This window comes from Paractinoplanes pyxinae (assembly GCF_026626335.1).
In the GTDB taxonomy this organism is placed as follows: domain Bacteria; phylum Actinomycetota; class Actinomycetes; order Mycobacteriales; family Micromonosporaceae; genus Actinoplanes; species Actinoplanes pyxinae.
This window is the reverse complement of the sequence record NZ_JAPNTZ010000002.1, coordinates 647913-664829: the sequence shown is the minus strand read 5'-3', so window position 1 is coordinate 664829 and position 16917 is coordinate 647913. Positions and strand designations below refer to the sequence as shown.

At 70.0% G+C, this 16917-nt stretch carries 14 protein-coding genes; 3 read left to right on the top strand and 11 right to left on the bottom strand.

The genetic code is table 11. The features are described from left to right. Positions 1 to 100 precede the first annotated feature (100 nt). Positions 101 to 1168, top strand: a complete 1068-nt coding sequence (locus OWR29_RS07800) for an LCP family protein (RefSeq protein WP_267561828.1) — start codon at positions 101 to 103, stop codon at positions 1166 to 1168. A 3-nt stretch (positions 1169 to 1171) separates the two neighbouring features. Here OWR29_RS07800 and OWR29_RS07795 read toward each other — a convergent pair whose 3' ends face one another. From OWR29_RS07795 to guaB, 3 genes are read right to left on the bottom strand one after another with little or no spacing between them, the layout of a single operon-like run. After that, the gene (locus tag OWR29_RS07795; RefSeq protein ID WP_267561827.1) at positions 1172 to 2599 is read right to left on the bottom strand and encodes a M1 family metallopeptidase; all 1428 of its coding nucleotides are present in this window, start codon (positions 2597 to 2599) and stop codon (positions 1172 to 1174) included. Positions 2600 to 2644: 45 nt separating this feature from the next. Further along, positions 2645 to 3763: a GuaB3 family IMP dehydrogenase-related protein gene (locus OWR29_RS07790; RefSeq protein WP_267561826.1), complete on the bottom strand. Its 1119-nt coding sequence runs from the start codon at positions 3761 to 3763 to the stop codon at positions 2645 to 2647. Positions 3764 to 3777: 14 nt separating this feature from the next. Further along, the gene (guaB, locus tag OWR29_RS07785) at positions 3778 to 5265 is read right to left on the bottom strand and encodes an IMP dehydrogenase (protein WP_267561825.1); all 1488 of its coding nucleotides are present in this window, start codon (positions 5263 to 5265) and stop codon (positions 3778 to 3780) included. 122 nt (positions 5266 to 5387) lie between these two features. Here guaB and OWR29_RS07780 point away from each other — a divergent pair, with 122 nt between their 5' ends. After that, positions 5388 to 5789, top strand: coding sequence for a DUF5319 domain-containing protein (locus OWR29_RS07780; RefSeq protein WP_267561824.1), 402 nt, complete (start codon positions 5388 to 5390; stop codon positions 5787 to 5789). A gap of 152 nt (positions 5790 to 5941) precedes the next feature. On the opposite strand, the gene OWR29_RS07775 is transcribed toward OWR29_RS07780, so the two are convergent. Next, positions 5942 to 6796, bottom strand: a complete 855-nt coding sequence (locus OWR29_RS07775) for a helix-turn-helix transcriptional regulator (RefSeq protein WP_267561823.1) — start codon at positions 6794 to 6796, stop codon at positions 5942 to 5944. Positions 6797 to 7027: 231 nt separating this feature from the next. Between OWR29_RS07775 and OWR29_RS07770 the strand changes: the two genes are divergently transcribed. Further along, on the top strand, positions 7028 to 7417 hold the full coding sequence (locus OWR29_RS07770; RefSeq protein WP_184953664.1) for a WhiB family transcriptional regulator: 390 nt from the start codon (positions 7028 to 7030) through the stop codon (positions 7415 to 7417). A 164-nt stretch (positions 7418 to 7581) separates the two neighbouring features. Here the strand turns inward: OWR29_RS07770 and OWR29_RS07765 are convergent, their stop codons facing one another. The 7 genes from OWR29_RS07765 to OWR29_RS07735 all read right to left on the bottom strand — a co-directional run bounded on the left by OWR29_RS07765 (position 7582) and on the right by OWR29_RS07735 (position 16653). Beyond that, a complete protein-coding gene (locus OWR29_RS07765) occupies positions 7582 to 9162 on the bottom strand; it encodes a molybdopterin-dependent oxidoreductase (protein ID WP_267561820.1) in 1581 nt (526 codons plus the stop codon). 117 nt (positions 9163 to 9279) lie between these two features. Then, positions 9280 to 10974, bottom strand: coding sequence for a M16 family metallopeptidase (locus tag OWR29_RS07760; RefSeq protein WP_267561818.1), 1695 nt, complete (start codon positions 10972 to 10974; stop codon positions 9280 to 9282). Next, entirely contained in the window at positions 10971 to 11903 is a 933-nt protein-coding gene (locus OWR29_RS07755; RefSeq protein ID WP_267561817.1) for a hypothetical protein, read from the bottom strand. The genes OWR29_RS07760 and OWR29_RS07755 overlap by 4 nt, the downstream gene beginning before the upstream one ends. A gap of 201 nt (positions 11904 to 12104) precedes the next feature. Beyond that, positions 12105 to 13283 carry an ROK family transcriptional regulator gene (locus OWR29_RS07750; RefSeq protein WP_267561816.1) on the bottom strand — a complete coding sequence of 393 codons (1179 nt, stop codon included), beginning with the start codon at positions 13281 to 13283 and terminating at the stop codon, positions 12105 to 12107. A gap of 34 nt (positions 13284 to 13317) precedes the next feature. Further along, entirely contained in the window at positions 13318 to 14574 is a 1257-nt protein-coding gene (locus tag OWR29_RS07745) for a sugar ABC transporter permease (RefSeq protein WP_267561815.1), read from the bottom strand. Beyond that, a complete protein-coding gene (locus tag OWR29_RS07740; protein ID WP_267561814.1) occupies positions 14571 to 15386 on the bottom strand; it encodes an ATP-binding cassette domain-containing protein in 816 nt (271 codons plus the stop codon). The genes OWR29_RS07745 and OWR29_RS07740 overlap by 4 nt, the downstream gene beginning before the upstream one ends. 160 nt (positions 15387 to 15546) lie before the next feature. Further along, on the bottom strand, positions 15547 to 16653 hold the full coding sequence (locus OWR29_RS07735; protein WP_267561813.1) for a sugar ABC transporter substrate-binding protein: 1107 nt from the start codon (positions 16651 to 16653) through the stop codon (positions 15547 to 15549). Positions 16654 to 16917 lie beyond the last annotated feature (264 nt).

Genomic DNA, 16917 nt, shown 5'->3' with positions numbered 1-16917 from the left:
CGGTCAGCGTACGGGTGAAAGCGGGGAAAGCAATCACCCGTTTCACATTTCGAGATCTTGAGTGATTGAGCTGCCGCTATCGCTGCTCTACTGTTCCGGCATGCGGAACAAGAGGGTGGGCCTGGCGGTCGCCGGCGCGGTGGCCGTGGCGCTGCTCGCGGGCGGTGGCATCGCGCTGGCCGTCCGCTCGGGATCGGACAAACCTACAGCATCGCCGCCATCCGCCGCCCCGCCGACGCCCTCGGCCGAGCCCGCGACGCCGCCGCCTTCACCCGGCGCGGACATCGACGGGCCGCTCGACCTGCTGCTGATCGGCGTCGACACCCGGGTCTCGATCCCGGGCTGGGAGCCGCACGCCGACGCCATCATGCTGCTGCACGTCGAGCGCGGGTTGAAGTCGGCGTACCTCTACTCGCTGCCGCGCGACCTGCGGGTCGCCGTTCCCGGTCACGGCACCCGCAAGGTCACCGAGGCGATGAGCGTCGGCTCCCGGGTCGCGGGAAGCAAGCAGCCCAGCACCGAGAAGGGCTACCAGCTGCTGACGAGGTCGCTCAGCGCGTACACGGGGATCAAGCAGTTCCAGGCGGGCGCCATCCTCAACTTCGGCGGGCTGGCCAAGCTGACCGACCAGCTCGGCGGCATCGACCTGGTGATCGACCAGCGGGTCGAGTCGCGGCACCGCAAGCCGGACGGCACGCTGCGCCCGCTGCGGGGCGGCGACTACATCGGCCCGCAGGCGGTGTACCAGCCCGGCCGCCGGCACCTGGTGGGCTGGCAGGCGATCGACTACGCCCGCCAGCGCTACGGGCTGCCCGACGGCGACTACGACCGGCAGCGCCACCAGCGGCAGGTCGTGACCGCACTGCTGACCAAGGCTCTCGGCCAGGGCTTCGCCACCGATCCGGACAAAGTGGACCCGCTGATCGACGCGCTCGGCGACACCTTCGTCTATCTGGGCGGGCGCAAGCCGGTCGAGTACGCGTACGCCCTGCGCGGCCTCTCCCCCAGCAAGATCACCCGGGTCAGCCTGCCCGGCCGCGGGGTCGGGCGGGGCAGCGGCTACCTCGGCGAGCAGCTCACGGCCGAGGGGCGGGGCTTCGTCGAGGCCGTCGCCGACGACAAGGTCGCCGCCTATCTGAAGAGCCACCCCAAGCTGATCGACAAATGACCGTCAGGGCTTGGCCGGCTTGCCGGTGGTGAACAGCCACGACTGGAAAAGGTCGTCGAGCTGCTTGCCCGACACCTGCTCGGCCAGGGCGATCAGGTCGTCGGTGCTGGCGTTGCCGTCCTTGTGCTCGGTGGTCCACCGCTTGAGCAGCTGGTCGAAGGCGGCGTCGCCGATGGTCTTGCGCAGGGCGTAGACCGTCATGCCGCCGCGCTGATAGACGGCGTTGCCGAAGATCCGCTCGGCGCCCGGGTTGCCGGCCTCGCCGGGCTGGTTCCACGGGTACGAGTTGTAGACGTCGTCGAAGCTCTGCTCGATCGTCTGGGTGCCCTTGTGCTCGTCCCACATCCACTCGGCGTAGGTCGCGAAGCCCTCGTTGAGCCAGATGTCCTGCCACTTCTCGAGGGCCACGCTGTCGCCGAACCACTGGTGGGCCAGCTCGTGGGCGATCACCGACTCGTTCGGGCCGCCGTTGAAGAACGCGGGACCGTAGACGGGGCGGCTCTGCGTCTCGAGCGCGTAGCCGATCTTCCGGTCGTCCACCGCGACCCCGCCGTTGGCGTCGAACGGGTACGGCCCGAACTTGGTGGCCAGGAAGTCGGTGATCTCGGCCGTCTTACCCAGCGACTGAGCGGCCGGCCCGTTCGCCGGCAGCGACTCGGCGACGGCGAGCACCAGCGGCTTGCCGTTGTGCGTGGTGGTGGTGACCCGGTACTGCCCGATCACCACCATGGCCAGGTAGCTCGCCATGGGCGAACCCTCCGACCAGCTCCACGTCGTCCAGCCGCCGGTGGTGCGGCGCGGGCCGGGCACGCCGTTGCTGATCGCCTCGACGCCCTCGGGCACGGTCATCTCGAGCTTGAAGGTGGCCTTGTCGGACGGGTGGTCGTTCACCGGGAACCAGGTGCTGGCCGACTCGGGCTGGCCGAGCGCGATGGCGCCCTGCCCGTTCTCGAGCCAGCCGCCCTGGCCGAGCACCGCGTTGCCCAGCTGGGCCGGCCGGCCGCCGTACTCGACCACCACGGTGAACGGGCGGCCGTTGACGATGCCCTGGGCCGGGGTGACGACCAGCTCGGTGCCCTCGGCCTTCGACGACGCCCGGACGCCGTCGACCGTCACGTTCTTCGCGGTCAGCTTGGACAGGTCGAAGTTGAACCGGGACAGGTCCTGGGTGGCGGTCGCGGTGATCGTCGCGGTGCCGGTGAGCTGGTCCGTCTTCGGGTCGAAGCGCAGCTTCAGGTCGTAGCCGGCGACGTCGTAGCCGCCGTTGCCGTACTTCGGGAAGTACGGGTCACCGATGCCCTCCGCGCCGGGAGCGAAGGCCGGCGCGGAGGAAGGTGTGGCCGACGGGGTCTGCGCCGGCTCGTCGTCAGCGGAACAACCGGCCACCGTCAACGCGACACAAAGAACTGCGGCAACACCCGTACGCCTCATAGGCGCGAGGTTAGCGCCGTCACCCGAAAGGACGGGGAAAGGGCGTCAGCGGTCGAGGACCAGCGCGACCTTCTGGAACTCTTTGACGTCGCGGTAGCCGCACTTGGCCATCGCCCGCCGCAGGCCGCCGAACAGGTTGAGCTGCCCGTCGGGCCGGTCGGCCGGGCCGAACAGCAGCTCTTCCAGCGTGCCGTCGGGCTCGCCGGCGATGCAGAAGCCGCCGCGCGGCAGCTGCGGGTGGCTGGCCGACGAGTGCCACCAGGCGCCACCGGCCGGAGCGCCCTCGGCCAGCGACAGCGGCTCGCCCAGCATGACCGCGTCGGCGCCGCAGCCGATCGCCTTGGCGATGTCACCCGAGGTGGAGATGCCGCCGTCGGCGATCAGGTGGACGTACCGGCCGCCGGTCTCGTCGAGGTAGTCGCGGCGGGCCGCGGCGGCGTCGGCGATCGCGGTCGCCATCGGCACGCGGATGCCGAGCACCGTGTCGGTCGTCGACCACTCGTCGGCGCCGACGCCGACGATGACGCCGGCCGCGCCCGTACGCATGAGGTGCAGCGCCGTCTTGTAGTCGGTGCAGCCGCCGACGATCACCGGCAGGTCGAGGTCGGCGATGAACTCTTTGAGGTTCAGCGGTTCGTCCGTCGTGGACACATGCTCGGCGCTGACCAGGGTGCCCTGGATGACCAGCAGGTCGACGCCCGCGTCGAGCACCACCGGGGCCAGCGCGAGCGTGTGCTGCGGCGACACCCGCACGGCGACGGTGATGCCGCCCTCGCGCATCGTGCGCACCCGCTCGGCGATCAGCTCGGGCTTGATCGGCTCGGAGTAGACCTCTTGCAGGCGCCGGGTGGCGTCCGCGTCCTCGTCGAGCGACGCGAGTTCTTCGAGGATCTTGCTCGGGTCCTCGTAGCGGGTCCACAGGCCCTCGGCGTTGAGCACGCCCAGGCCACCGAGCTGGCCCAGGGCGATAGCCGATTCCGGGCTCATGGTCGCGTCGGAGGGATGCGCGACGCAGGGGATCTTGAAGGGGTACGCGTCGACGCGCCACTCGGTGGACACGTCGTCCACGTCGCGGGTGCGCCGGCTCGGGACGATGGCGATCTCGTCCAGGTGGTACCCCCGCTGGGCGGTCTTGCCGAGACCGATCTCCACTACGTCGCGCATGCCTTCTCTTCTTCCTAGCGGGAGTGGTAGTTCGGGGCCTCGACGGTCATCTGGATGTCGTGCGGGTGGCTTTCCTTGAGGCCCGCCGCGGTAATCCTGATGAGCTGGCCACGCTGCTGCAAGTCGGGAATCGTCTCGGCCCCGGCGTAACCCATGGCCAGCCGCACACCGCCGACCAGCTGGGCCACCACCCGCGAGAGCGGGCCGCGGTAGGGCACCTGACCCTCGACGCCCTCGGGAACGAGCTTCTCCTCCGGCACATCATGCTGGAAGTAACGGTCCTTCGAGTACGACTTGGCCTGACCGCGCGACTGCATGGCGCCCAGCGAGCCCATGCCCCGGTAGCTCTTGTACTGCTTGCCGTTGACGAAGATCAGGTCGCCCGGGCTCTCTTCCGAGCCGGCCAGCAGGCCACCGAGCATCACCGTCTCGGCCCCGGCCACGATCGCCTTGGCGATGTCGCCGCTGTACTGGATGCCGCCGTCGGCGATCACCGGGACGCCGAACGGCGAGCAGGCGCGCTGCGCCTCCATCACGGCGGTGATCTGCGGGACGCCGACCCCGGCCACGATGCGGGTGGTGCAGATCGCGCCCGGGCCCACACCGACCTTGACGGCGTCGGCGCCGGCCTCGGCCATGGCCTTGGCCCCGGCGTACGTGGCCACGTTGCCCCCGACGATGTCGGTGCTCGTGTCCCGCTTGAGCCGGGCGATCATGTCGAGCACCTGGCGCTGATGACCGTGCGAGGTGTCCACGATGATCACGTCGACGCCGGCGTCGATCAGGCCGCGGGCCCGCTTGTAGGACTCGTCACCCACGCCGACCGCGGCGGCGACCCGCAGACGGCCCTGGGCGTCCTTGGTCGCGTTGGGGAACTGCTCGCTCTTGGTGAAGTCCTTGACCGTGATGAGCCCGCGCAGCCGGCCGTTGTCGTCGATCAGCGGCAGCTTCTCGATCTTGTGCTGCTGCAGCAGGGCCAGCGCGTCGTCCTTGCTGACGCCGACCGGGGCGGTGATCAGCGGCATCTTCGTCATGACGTCGCGCACCTTGGTGTCGTCGTCGGTGACGAAGCGCATGTCGCGGTTGGTCACGATGCCGACCAGGGTGCCGTCGGCGTCGGTGACCGGCACGCCGGAGATGCGGTAGCGGCCGCAGAGCGCGTCGACCTCACGCAGCGTGGCGTCGGGGCTGCAGGTCACGGGGTTGGTGATCATGCCGGACTCGGAGCGCTTGACCAGGTCGACCTGGGCCGCCTGGTCCTCCGGCGAGAGGTTGCGGTGCAGCACGCCGATGCCGCCCTCGCGGGCCATGGCGATGGCCATGCGCGCCTCGGTCACTGTGTCCATCGCCGCGGACAGCAGCGGGATGGTCAGTTCGATGTTCCGGGTGAGCCGCGTGTTGGTGTTGACCCGGCTCGGCACGATGTCCGATTCGCCGGGCTGGAGGAGCACGTCGTCGAAGGTCAGACCGAGCGGAACCGTACGGGCCGAGTCAGTTTCCACGGAGCATCCCTAAAAGCTGGAAGACGGATGGTTCATCGTACCCATCCGTTCTCCGGAGCCTCGCGCGACGGACAGCACGTGCGGGCCAGCACACATCCGTGAAGGGTGAGTACGGTAAGGGGGTGCAAGATGAGCCGATCGACCCGTTCAACGGCGATCCCACCGACCCGGCCGCCGGGCTCGACGACCTCGAGGAGGACGCCGAGGCCGAGCCGCTGACCGACGCCGAACGGCAGGACGTTCTCGAGGATCTTTCCGACCTCGAGATCTATCAGGCGCTCCTGAGCCCGACCGGCATCCGCGGCCTCGTCATCGAGTGCGAGGACTGTCACGAGCCGCACTATTTCGACTGGGATCTGCTGCGCGGCAATCTGCGCCATCTGCTGAGCAGCGGGCGCCCGCGCGTGCACGAGCCGGCCTTCGACCCCGACCCCGAGCACTACGTCACGTGGGAGTACGCGCGCGGCTACGCCGACGGCGTGCACGACACGCTGACCGAGGGCAACGAGGAAGAGAAAGAATAAAAAGGGGGACGGAGCCTGCCAGCTCCGCTTCGCTCCGCGGGCGATCGCCTTGTAACCGGTGAGATGGCAGGCGATTTTCCGCCACCCGCAAACCCCGCGGGCGTCGAAAAACCGACTGCCATCTCACCGGCGGCGCTCGCCGGCCCCCGCTGTTACGCCACCAGCCCGGCCCGGAAGCCGGCGGCCACCGCGTGGGCGCGGTCCCTGGCCCCCAGTTTCCGGAAGAGCCGCCGGGCGTGGGTCTTGACGGTGTCCTCCGAGACGAACAGTTCCCGGCCGATCTCGGCGTTGCTCTTGCCGTCGGCCATCCCCCGCAGCACCTGCAGCTCGCGCTCGGTGAGCGTGAGCCGCCGTCCAGCGGGCGCCGGGTCGGCCACGCCGACCTGCGTCTCGTTGCCGGGCCAGGCCACCATCGGCCGGCCGGTGGCCGGGTCGATCGGGGCGTCGCCACGCTGGGCCGGCACCATCGGCGCGTTGGGCCCGAGCACGGCCGGCACGGAGGCCGCGTTGGGTGAGCCCATGCCGAGCCCACCGTTCTGATAGGCGGTCCGGGCCGCCGTCGAGTTGTTGTTGCGGGCCCCGCCGGCCACGGTGGCGGGCTGGGCGTTGGCTCCGTTGATCGGCATGCCCTGCGGGCGCACCGGGAGCAGCAGCAGGAGCAGCGCCTTGGCGACGACGCTGACCAGGTCGTGCTCGACGCCGCGGATGACGCCGCGGGCGCCGGCGGCGACGGCCGCCGCGGCCACCCGGGGGTCTTCGGCGCCGAAGAGCACTACCTGCGCCTGCGGGGCACGGGCCAGGACGCGCCGGGTGAAGCCGACGCTGTCGGGACGAGTCACGGCGGTGTCAGCCAGGACCACTTCAGCCGGCCGTTCAGCCAGGCGGATCATGGCCTCGGTCTCGCTGACCGCGGTCCGGACGACGCCGGTCATGCCGAGCCGGGCCGCGGTGGACGCGACGGTCTGGGCCGCCAGCGGGGTACGGACGCACACGAGGACGGTACGCACAGTGATCCTCCTTCTCTCTCAGAGGAGATCACGCGAGGGCCGCAGCATTACGCGCTTTAGATGGAAAAAATGGGAAAGATCGGTATGACTTGCCAGGCCGGTGTCATGCGACTTCAGAAGACATCGACGAGTTGCGTGTGAGCCGGGGATCACCGGGGTAACACCGCGGCAGGCCTGAGCAAGGGCCCTCATGACGACACACCGCGGTGCCGCGCGGGAGGAGGGTGTTCCATGTCGAACGTTCGCAGATTGCCCGGGCCCATCGCCGACCTGTGGGACTGGCAGCGACTGGGCCTGTGCCGGGGCCGGGACAGTGCGCAGTTCTTCCACCCGGACGGCGAGCGCGGGTCTTCCCGCAACCGCCGGGAGGCCAAAGCCAAGAGCATGTGCGGCGCGTGCCCGGTTCGGGCCGAGTGTGCCGCCCACGCCCTCGCGGTTCGTGAGCCGTACGGAGTCTGGGGCGGCCTCACCGAGGCGGAGCGGCTGCGGCTGCTCGCGGTCGGTTGGGAGGACACCGCCGACCGCCATCACGGACGTGTCGACCTTGCCCGGCTCGAGGCCCGGCTCGGCCGGCCCCACAAGTCGGCAGTTCCGGCGCAGCGGCAGGCACCCGCGGCCTGACGCCGGCGAGCCGGTATGACCATGACGATCCGGTCCCCTGTCGGGGGCCGGGTCGAGTTGTTCGACGGCTCTTCATCAACCGCATCGGTGGACATGCAACCCACCGTATGAGCGACTTGCGCACCGACGACGGACCACTGGTGCGGCCTTCAAGTAACCGGCACTTATTCGACCTGGACCTTGATCGTGTGCCAGCCCGAGGCGCCGTCGGGCGCGGGCGGCGCCGGTGTGCTCGTCTGCGTCGCCCCGGAGCCGTCGGTGGCCCGTACGCGAAGGCGGTGTTCACCCGCTGTCGCCGGCCACTCGAAGCTCCACTCGCGCCACGTGTCGCTCGAGACGGTGGCGGCCAGCGTCGCCGTGGCCCAGGGCTGATCGTCGACCTGGACCTCGACCTTATCGATGCCGCGGTGCTGAGCCCAGGCCACTCCCCCGACAACCACGCGGCCGGGTTTGCGCGAGGCCCCGTCGCGGGGCGTGTCGATCCGCGACTCCGTCTTGATGGGCGCCTGCTGCGACCAGCCGCGCGGCACCCAGTAGGCGTCGAAGTCGGAGAACCGGCTCAGCTCGATCTCGGTGATCCACTTGCAGGCGCTGACGTAGCCGTACAGGCCGGGCACCACCATCCGCACCGGGAAGCCGTGATCGACCGGCAGCGGCTCGCCGTTCATGCCGACCGCGAGCAGCGCGTCCCGGCCGTCCATCAGCACCGACGTCGGGCTGCCGCAGGTCCAGCCGTCCACCGCGCGCTGCACGACCTGGTCGGCGCCGGGTAGCGGACCGGCCTCCTCGAGCAGTTCCCGGATCGGCGTTCCGAGCCACAGCGCGTTGCCGATCAGGTCGCCCCCGACCTCGTTGGACACGCAGGCCAGGGTCACGTACCGCTCGATCATCGGCCGTTGCAGCAGCTGAGCCCAGGTGATGGTGATCGGGTTGCGGACCATTCCGTGGATGCGCAACTGCCAGGTCGAGGGGTCGACCTGGGGCGGGATCAGCGCGGTGTCGATGCGGTAGAAGTCCTTATTGGGCGAGATGTACGGCGTCACTCCCGGCACTTGGACGCCGGCGGGCAGCGGCGGCGCGGTCTGGCGAGGCGTGGGCAGCACGACGTCGTTGCGGGCCGCGGTCACCGCCCGGCGCGAGGCCAGCCATCGCCCGCCGAATCCGGTCGCGGCCGCCGCGCCGAAGGCGATGCCGAGCAACTTCAAGAAGTAACGACGGTCTTCGACGTACGGCGTCACGGGCGCAGCCGGCGGCGGCGCCCCCGGACCGGGGCCCGGGCCGCCCGCGCCGACCAGCACCGGCGTCTGAGCCGGCACCGGCTCGCCCGCCCGGTCGAGCAGCAGGCGCAACACCCAGACGGCCAGCGCGGCGCCCACCACCGTGGGCAGCCAGGCGAAGACGCCCGCGTCGTGCCGGGTCTGCGCGGCGGCCACGCCGATCACCGCGAACAACCCGATGCCGGCCAGACCCAGGCGCCACGACCGGAGGGCGGCCACTCCCACCCCGTACGCGTAAATCGCCAGCAAGACGCCCGTGCCCACGATCAACGCGGTCTTGTCGTGCACGCCGAAGACGCTGACCCCGAAATCCTTGACCGGCCCGGGCACGTTGTCGATGACCACGCCGCCCACGGCCGGCAGCGGCGCGGTCAACGGCCCGCTCGCCACCGCCACGACCTCGGACACACCGACCGCGACCGCGGCGGCGGCCACGCCGGCCAGCCCGGCGCCCACCGAAAGCTTCACCCTCCCATCCTGCTCCCGGTCCGGGCGGGCGACGACGGCTCAGGCCATCGCGTAAGCAATGCGTAAGCAACGCCACATGCGCCGATCAGCGCGGTGCTCAACACCACGGCACAAAGTTCAGGGCTTGAAGGCGTCCCGGACGGTGTTGACGATGCCGATCACACAGAGCACGGCCAAAACGAACCCGCCTACGACGGCCAGGATGCCGAAGAGAATCCCGGTGAGACCGTTCACGAGCTCATATCCGACCTGGCCCGCCGTCGCAAATCCGGCCAGGGCGCCCAGCATCAGCAGCAGAACCCTTCGCCACTCACCCGCCATCCCTCGGCGCGGCTTCGCGGACTCGGCCGGCGCGGCCTTCTCCGGCTCCGGCTGCGGGATCTGGCCGGGCTCGCGGGCGGGCTGCTCGACCCGGACGGCGGGCGCGACGCTGGCATCGATCTTCTTGGCCGCGTCGGCCGCCCCCTCGAACAGGGTGGGCTCGACGAACACCACGATGCCGTCGCTCCCGACCAGCTGACGGCCGCCGTCGGGCCAGGCCCGCACGATGGCGCAGTCGGCGAACCGCACGGTCGCACGGTTGTCCCCGGCGACGATGCTGACGCCATCGAAACCGACGATCAGCTTCTCGCCCGGCGTGTCCAGCGAGGGGTACTTGGTGCCGGTCACGGCGCTGTCGGAGGTGGTCGGGGCGGCGGTGAACCCGGCCCAGTCGGCCCGGCTGTGCGAGGTCTGCAACAACCCGGCGTCCCAGGCCTCGGCGGCCACCTGCGCCACCTCGGCCGCGGTGACCGCGCGCAGCCCGTCGATCACCTCGTCGGCGCTGAGCACGTCGCGCCCGGAGAGCAGGTTGAGCGCCTGACCGGGCAGCCGCGCGCCCTGCTCCTCGGCGTGCCGCAGCGCCTCGGTCTGCTTCTTGACCACGGCGGCCACGTCGGCCTCGTCGATCCGGCCCACCCGCAACGCAGCCAGCACGTCGACGAACCCGCCGAGCACAGCACCCTGCTTGTCGGGCAGCGCATCGGCGACGGCGGTCACCTGGCCGTGGTCGGCTCCGACCGGCTCGTAGGAGGCGTGGGCCGCGTACGACAAACCGCCTTCCTGCCTCAGCTCACGGAACATCACCCGCTCGAGCACGCCGGCGAAGACGGCCGAGCGGGGCGCCCGGGGCACCACGGAATCCCAGACCAGCATCCCGGAGTGGCCCGGGAACCAGGCCGGAGTGGTCGGCAGCGCCGACGACATCGGGGGCGCCTTCCGGCGTACGCCCGAAGGAAGATCCAGCCGCAGGCCGGCCGGCACCTCGTCGCCGGCCACCCACAGCACGGCGTTCTCGCGGGTGAAGTAGCGCTCCACCCACTCGCGCAGATCGGCCTCGGTGATCGCGGGCAGACCCCACTCGGGATAGCTGGACAGGCCGTAGTCGCGGGCCCCGTGCCGCCACAGTGCCATCTGGTCGGCCGGGCCGGAACTGCGCCCGTTCGCCTCGGCCCGCAGCAGGTCCTTCTCGACGGCGAGCCGGTGCATCGGCAGGTCACGCAGCGAGGCGCAGACCGCGGACAGGAACTCGCCCAGCTCGCCGGCCGAGCCGTGCATGTGGAAGAACGTGTACTCGACGCCGGTGGCGCCGTTGTAGTGGTAGTCGGCGACCCCGGTCGAGAAAAGCGCCAGGTGCTCGATCAGGTGCGTGATGCCGCGCCGGGCCAGGGGCTCGTCGGCGAACCCGACCCGGAAAGCCAGGCCGGCGTGCGTGACGCCGGTGGCCGGGGCCAGCAGAGCGGGCACCCCGTCGATCTCGGTCTGCTTGATCATCGGGCCGCTCCGGCCAGCGCACGACGACGGTGGTTGCTGACCTGTTCAGCCGTGTCGTCGCCCAGGTAGGTCCAGGGGTACTCGGTCGCCAGGTCGCCCAGCATCTCGAAACAGGGTGCGGCCGAGCGGCGGTCGCCGAGCAGGCTGAAGACGAAGGCGAAGGTGCTCGCCGCCTCGACCCAGCCGTGCTCGCGGCCGAAGTCCGGGTGCAGCACCGACCGCTCGGCCGCCTCGCGCAGTTCCCGGCGGACCGGCACGCCGTTCAGATAGGCCGTGCGGGTGCCGCCCGGCAGATCGAGCCAGTGCTCGATGTGCGCCTCGGCGACCAGCACGCCCTGCACGGCGCCGGGCGGTGCGGCCAGCATCTCCTCGCGGGTCCACGGGTGCAGCAGCTCCCAGCTGCCGCTCCACTTGGGACAGAGCTGCTGCAGCATCTGGAACTGGGCCGTCAGGTTGTGCGGGTCGATCGACTTGACCTTGTCGTAGCGGCGCCGGGTCTCGGCCAGGCCCACTTCGAGGCCGCGGGCCGACACCAGGCGGGCCGCCCAGATCGCCGGGTCGCGGGGAGTGCGGGCGGCCCCGTCGATCAGCACCGCCTCGGCCCGGCGCAGCCAGTCGTGGAACTGCTCGAACTGCTGTGAGCTCACGTGGTCGGCCCGGGCCGCCGAGCGGATCTTCCAGCCGATGTCGATGAGGCGGTAGCCCAGCATGGCCGCGGCCGCCCCGTCGGCGGGATCCCGGTCGAACGCCTCGCGCAGGGTTCGCTCGGCGCCGTCGACGGCGGAGCCGTGCCGGAGGACCAGGGTGCGGCCGGCCGGCGGCAAGCCGTCGACCACGCGACGGACGCCGGCCCAGTCCTGGGCGGCCAGCCGCGCCCGCACGTCAGCCACCGCGGGATAGGCGTCCGCGGGGTCGAAAAGGACAGTCACGGGCCGGGAGCATAGACGATCTTGATCGGTCCCGCGTGCCCACCGGGCGTCGCCGGAAGCCGGGGACGGCCGGGACCGAAGACGAAGCCGTTCCGCATGGGCGGAACGGCTTCATTGCTTCTGCGAGCGGGACACCCGTACGTCATCGGTCGAGAAGTTGATCTTCAGTTGTTGACCTTCAACTTTTGCCCTTCACGACCCTCAGTTCAGCAGCGGATCCTCGAGGAGGTGCTCGAAGGCCAGCTCGGCCGCCCCGATGAGGGCCGCGTCGCCGCCGAGTTCCGGGGTGCGCAGCCGGATGTGCTCACGACAGGCGGGCAGGGCGATCGCGGTCAGCCGGCTGCGGATCTGAGCCGCGGCGACCAGGTAGACGTCGCGCAGGGTGCCGCCGAAGATGACGGCCTCGGGGTTGAAGATGTTGACCAGGTTGCCGACGCCGAAGCCGATCCACTCGCCGACCTGGCGCACAGCGAACTGGGCCTGGCTGTCGCCGCGCATCGCCGCCTCGACCACCCCCAGCACCGCCTCGCGTCCGCTCAGCTCGGCCCGGCCGGCGTGCTTGAGCAGGGCGTACTCGCCGATCTCGGTCTCCCAGCAGCCGCGCGAGCCGCAACTGCACTCGCGGCCGTACGGGTTGACCACCATATGGCCGACCTCGCCGCCGTAGCCGCCGTGACCGGCCACCCGGCGGCCGTCGGCGATGATGCCGGCGCCCACCCCGACGTCGCCGTACAGATAGATGACGTTGTCGCAGCCGGCCGCGGCCCCGCGGCTGTGCTCGACCAGCGCGGAGACGTCCGCGTGGTTGCCCAGCGTCAGCTTCCCCACGTCACCGAGTTCGGCGCGGAGCGCGGCGCCGACCGGTTCCTCGACCCAGCCGATCGTGGGCGCCAGGCGGACCATCCCGTCCGCCCGGCGCACCATGCCGGCCACCGCCACGCCGGTGCCGACGTAGCGGGCGTCGCCGGGCACGTCGGCCCGCATCTCGTGGACGAACTCGGCCAGCGGCTGCACCGCGTCCAGCACCTGCATGCCGCGCGGCCGGTCGGTCTCGCGGCGGTCCAGGATGCGGCCGCCCAGCCCGACCCGGGCCGCCCGCAGGCGGTCCACCTCGATGCTCAGCGCGTACGCGTACACCTTGGACGACTCGGGCCGGACGACCAGCGACGGTCGCCCGGCCCGGCCGGTCTCTCGTGGTGCCGCCTCGGTGACCAGCCCAGCGGTGGTCAGGTCGGCGGTCAGGGCCCCGATGGTGCTTCGGTTCAGGCCGAGCCGGCTGGTGAGTTCCGCCCGGGACGTGGCGCCGTGCACGTGTACGTACCGCAGCAGCGTCCCGAGATTGTGCCGGCGAACCTCCTCCTGGCTGGGGCCGGCCCGCATCAGCGTGCCGTCCCCAGAACCAGGTGGATCTCGTTCATCGGTTGCCGGTTGCGGCCGCTCTGCGCCGGGCCAGGGCGTCGACGCTGGCGGCGATCAGCAGGATGACGCCGGTGAAGATGAACTTCTGACCGGAGCTGAAGCCGAGCAGACCCATGCCGTTGTCGATGACGGCGATCACCGCGCCACCGATGACGGCGTTGATGATCTTGCCCTTACCGCCGAAGAGGCTGGTGCCGCCGATGACGGCCGCGCCCACCGAGTACAGCAGGATGTTGCTGCCACCGGTGTTCGGGTCGACCGAGCTGGCCCGGCTGACGGCCATGATGCCGCCGATCGCGGCCATGAACGAGCCGATCACGAAGACCGAGATGCGGATCCGGTCGACCGGGATACCGGCGCGACGGGCCGCCTCGGTGTTGCCGCCGACCGCGTAGACGTGCCGGCCGTAGCTGGTGCGACCCAGCACGAACGTCCACAGCACCAGGAAGAACCCAATGATCGGGACGACGATCGGCACACCCTTGAGCGAGTTGATGGCTGGGTTGATGGCGCGCTCCTGGGTCAGGATCGCGGTCGCCACCAGGATCAGCACGGCCAGCCCGCCGATGCGCAGCAGCACGACGCCCAGCGGGTCGGTGACCAGGTTCCGCTTGGCCCGGCTGCGCACCTGGTTGAACTGCACCGCGGCGTAGGCGAGAACGGCGGCGATGGCCAGGATCCAGCTCCAGGTCACCGACAGGTTGTCGTTGTTCAGCGAGTTGAAGAACTCGTTGCGGGTCGAGATGTTGGTGCCACCGCCCAGCAGCACCAGCAGCAGGCCCTGGAAGCCGAGGAACGCGGCCAGGGTGACGACGAACGACGGGATACCGATCTTCGCGACCAGGAAGCCGAGCACGAAGCCGATCACGATGCCGGTGACCAGCGCGACCGGGATCGCGGTGTACCAGTCCCAGCCGTGGTTGGTCAGCAGGATGGCGACGACAGCGCCGCACACACCACTGGCGAAACCGGCCGAGAGGTCGATCTCGCCCAGCAGCAGGACGAAGATCAGGCCCATCGCGATGAAGACGACCTGGGCGCCCTGGTTGAACAGGTTCGCGAAGTTGAGCGAGCTGAAGAACGTGTCCCGGGCGATGCCGAAGATCAGGCTCAGCACGATCAGGCCGAGGATGGCCGGCAGCGACCCGAGGTCACCGCCGCGAACCCGGCCCCAGTAGTCGTTGATGTAGCTGCCGACGGTCGGCTTGACGACCTTGACGCCGCCGGCCGTGGTGGTCGTGGTGGTGGTCACTTGTCGCCTCCCGGCGTGATGTCGACGACGTCTCCGCCGAAGTCCGCGGGCTTCTCGGGAGGCAGACCGAGGTTGCCGCTGCGCCCGGCCGTGATCAGCTCGACGACCTGGGAGTGCGTCACGTCGGTGGTCTTGACCTGGGCCGCCATCCGGCCGAGGTAGAGCGCGGCGATCCGGTCGGACACCGCGAACACGTCGTTCATGTTGTGCGAGATGAGCACCACGCCGAGACCGTTGTCGGCCAGGCGGCGTACGAGTTCGAGCACCTGAGCGGTCTGCGCCACACCGAGGGCGGCGGTCGGCTCGTCCAGGATCACGATCTTCGAGTTCCAGAGCACGGCCTTGGCGATCGCCACGGTCTGCCGCTGCCCACCCGAGAGGCTCGCCACGAGCTGTCGCAGCGACTTCACGGTGCGCACCGAAAGGCTGGCGAGCGTGTCACCGGCCATCTGCTCCATGGTCGGCTCGTCGAGCACGATGCCGCGCTTCTTCTCGCGGCCCAGGAACATGTTCTGGACGATGTCGAGGTTGTCGCAGAGCGCGAGGTCCTGGTACACGACCTCGATGCCCAGCGCCGACGCGTCGCGGGGGCTGTGGATGGCCACCTGGTTGCCGTCGAAGGTAACCGTGCCCGAGTCGATGGTGTAGATACCGCTGATGCATTTGACCAGCGTCGACTTGCCGGCGCCGTTGTCGCCGACGAGGGCAGTGACCTCGCCGGGGTAAACGCTCAGGCCGACGTCGTGCAAGACCTGAACGGGACCGAAGCCTTTGTTGATCCCGCTGATCTCCAAGAGGGGTGTCGCGGCCACGGTGGTTCTCCTTCGCTAAGTGACCGGTTGCCGACCGGGACGACGCCCCGGCCGGCGGATTGGGGGGAAAACCCAACTCCGGCGCCGCCCTCCGCCCCGTTTGGGGAGGTGAGCGGCGCCGTCGTCAGTTCGGGTCTAGCCCGTCATCAGTTGAGGATTCTCAGCTGATTCCCGCGTCCGTGCAGGCCTTGGCGAAGTCGGCGGTGCAGACCGCGTCCTTGGTCACGAAGCCGTCGGCGATGACGTCCTTGACGTTCTCCTTGGTGATGGCCTGCGGCTCGAGCAGCACCGAGGGGACGTCGGCACCCGACTCCGGGTCCTTGGTGGTGCCGGTGGCCGTGGTCGGCTTCTGCTGCTTGGCCAGGGCGACGGCCAGCTCGGCAGCCGCGTCGGCCTCCTTCTTGATCGCCTTGTAGACCGTCATGCACTGGTCGCCGGCGAGGATGTTCTGCAGGCCCTGAACGGTGGCGTCCTGGCCGGTGACCGGGACCTGGCCGTTCAGCTTGTTCTTCTTGAGGACCGCGATGGCCGCGTTGCCGAGACCGTCGTTCGCCGCGAGAACGCCCTTGATGTTCTTGTTCGAGGTCAGCATCTGCTCGAAGATCGTGCCGGCCTGCGCGTTGTCCCAGTCCGGAACGTCCTGGTTCGGGCCCTTGGTGAAGGTGCCGTCCGAGTACTTCGGGTCGAGGACGCCGTCGTAGCCCTGGGCGAACAGGGTGGCGTTGTTGTCAGTCGGCGAGCCGTTGAGCTCGGCCACGACCGGCTTGGTGTACTTCTTCTCCTCGAGGCACTTGACCAGGCCCTCGCCCTGCAGCTTGCCCACCGCGACGTTGTCGAACGACACGTAGTAGTCGGCGCCGCCGCTCAGGGTCAGACGGTCGTAGTCGATCGTCGCGATACCGGCCTTCTTGGCCTTCTCGAGGACGGCCTTACCGGTGCCGGAGTCGAGGTTGACGATCATGAGGACCTTGACGCCGCTCGAGATCATGCCGTCGGCGATGGTCTGGAACTGCGTCTTGTCGCCCTGCGCGTTCTGGATCTCGACCGGAACGCCGGCCGCGTCGAACGCCGCCTTCAGGAACTTCGGGTCGTCGGTGCCCCAGCGCTGCGAGCTCTTGGTGTCGGGCAGGATGATGCCGACCTTGCCGGCGGCGGCGCTGTCGCCACCCGTGCTGCCGGAGTCGCTGCCACTGTCGTCGCCGCAAGCGGCGATGCTGCCGGTCGCCAGCAGGCTGACCGCGGCAAGGGCGAACAGTCCCTTACGCATTCCTAGTGTCCTTTCGGGTAAATCCGGGCTACATCGGATTCGATGGTGTGCGCTGCGGGAGTGTCGCTCCCCGAGACGCGGAGTGATCGAAAGTGATCAGGAGCTAGTTTGTTGTGTCCGGCAACGTATTCCCGTTGCGGCCGGTTACACAAGCGGTGTCGCCGGGCGATCTCGTAACCCGGCATAACAATCCGGCAACACGGCGGTGATAGGGGCCGGACGGCCCTGGTCCAGGCGGGTCCGTCGTCTCCGATCGATCGCTGA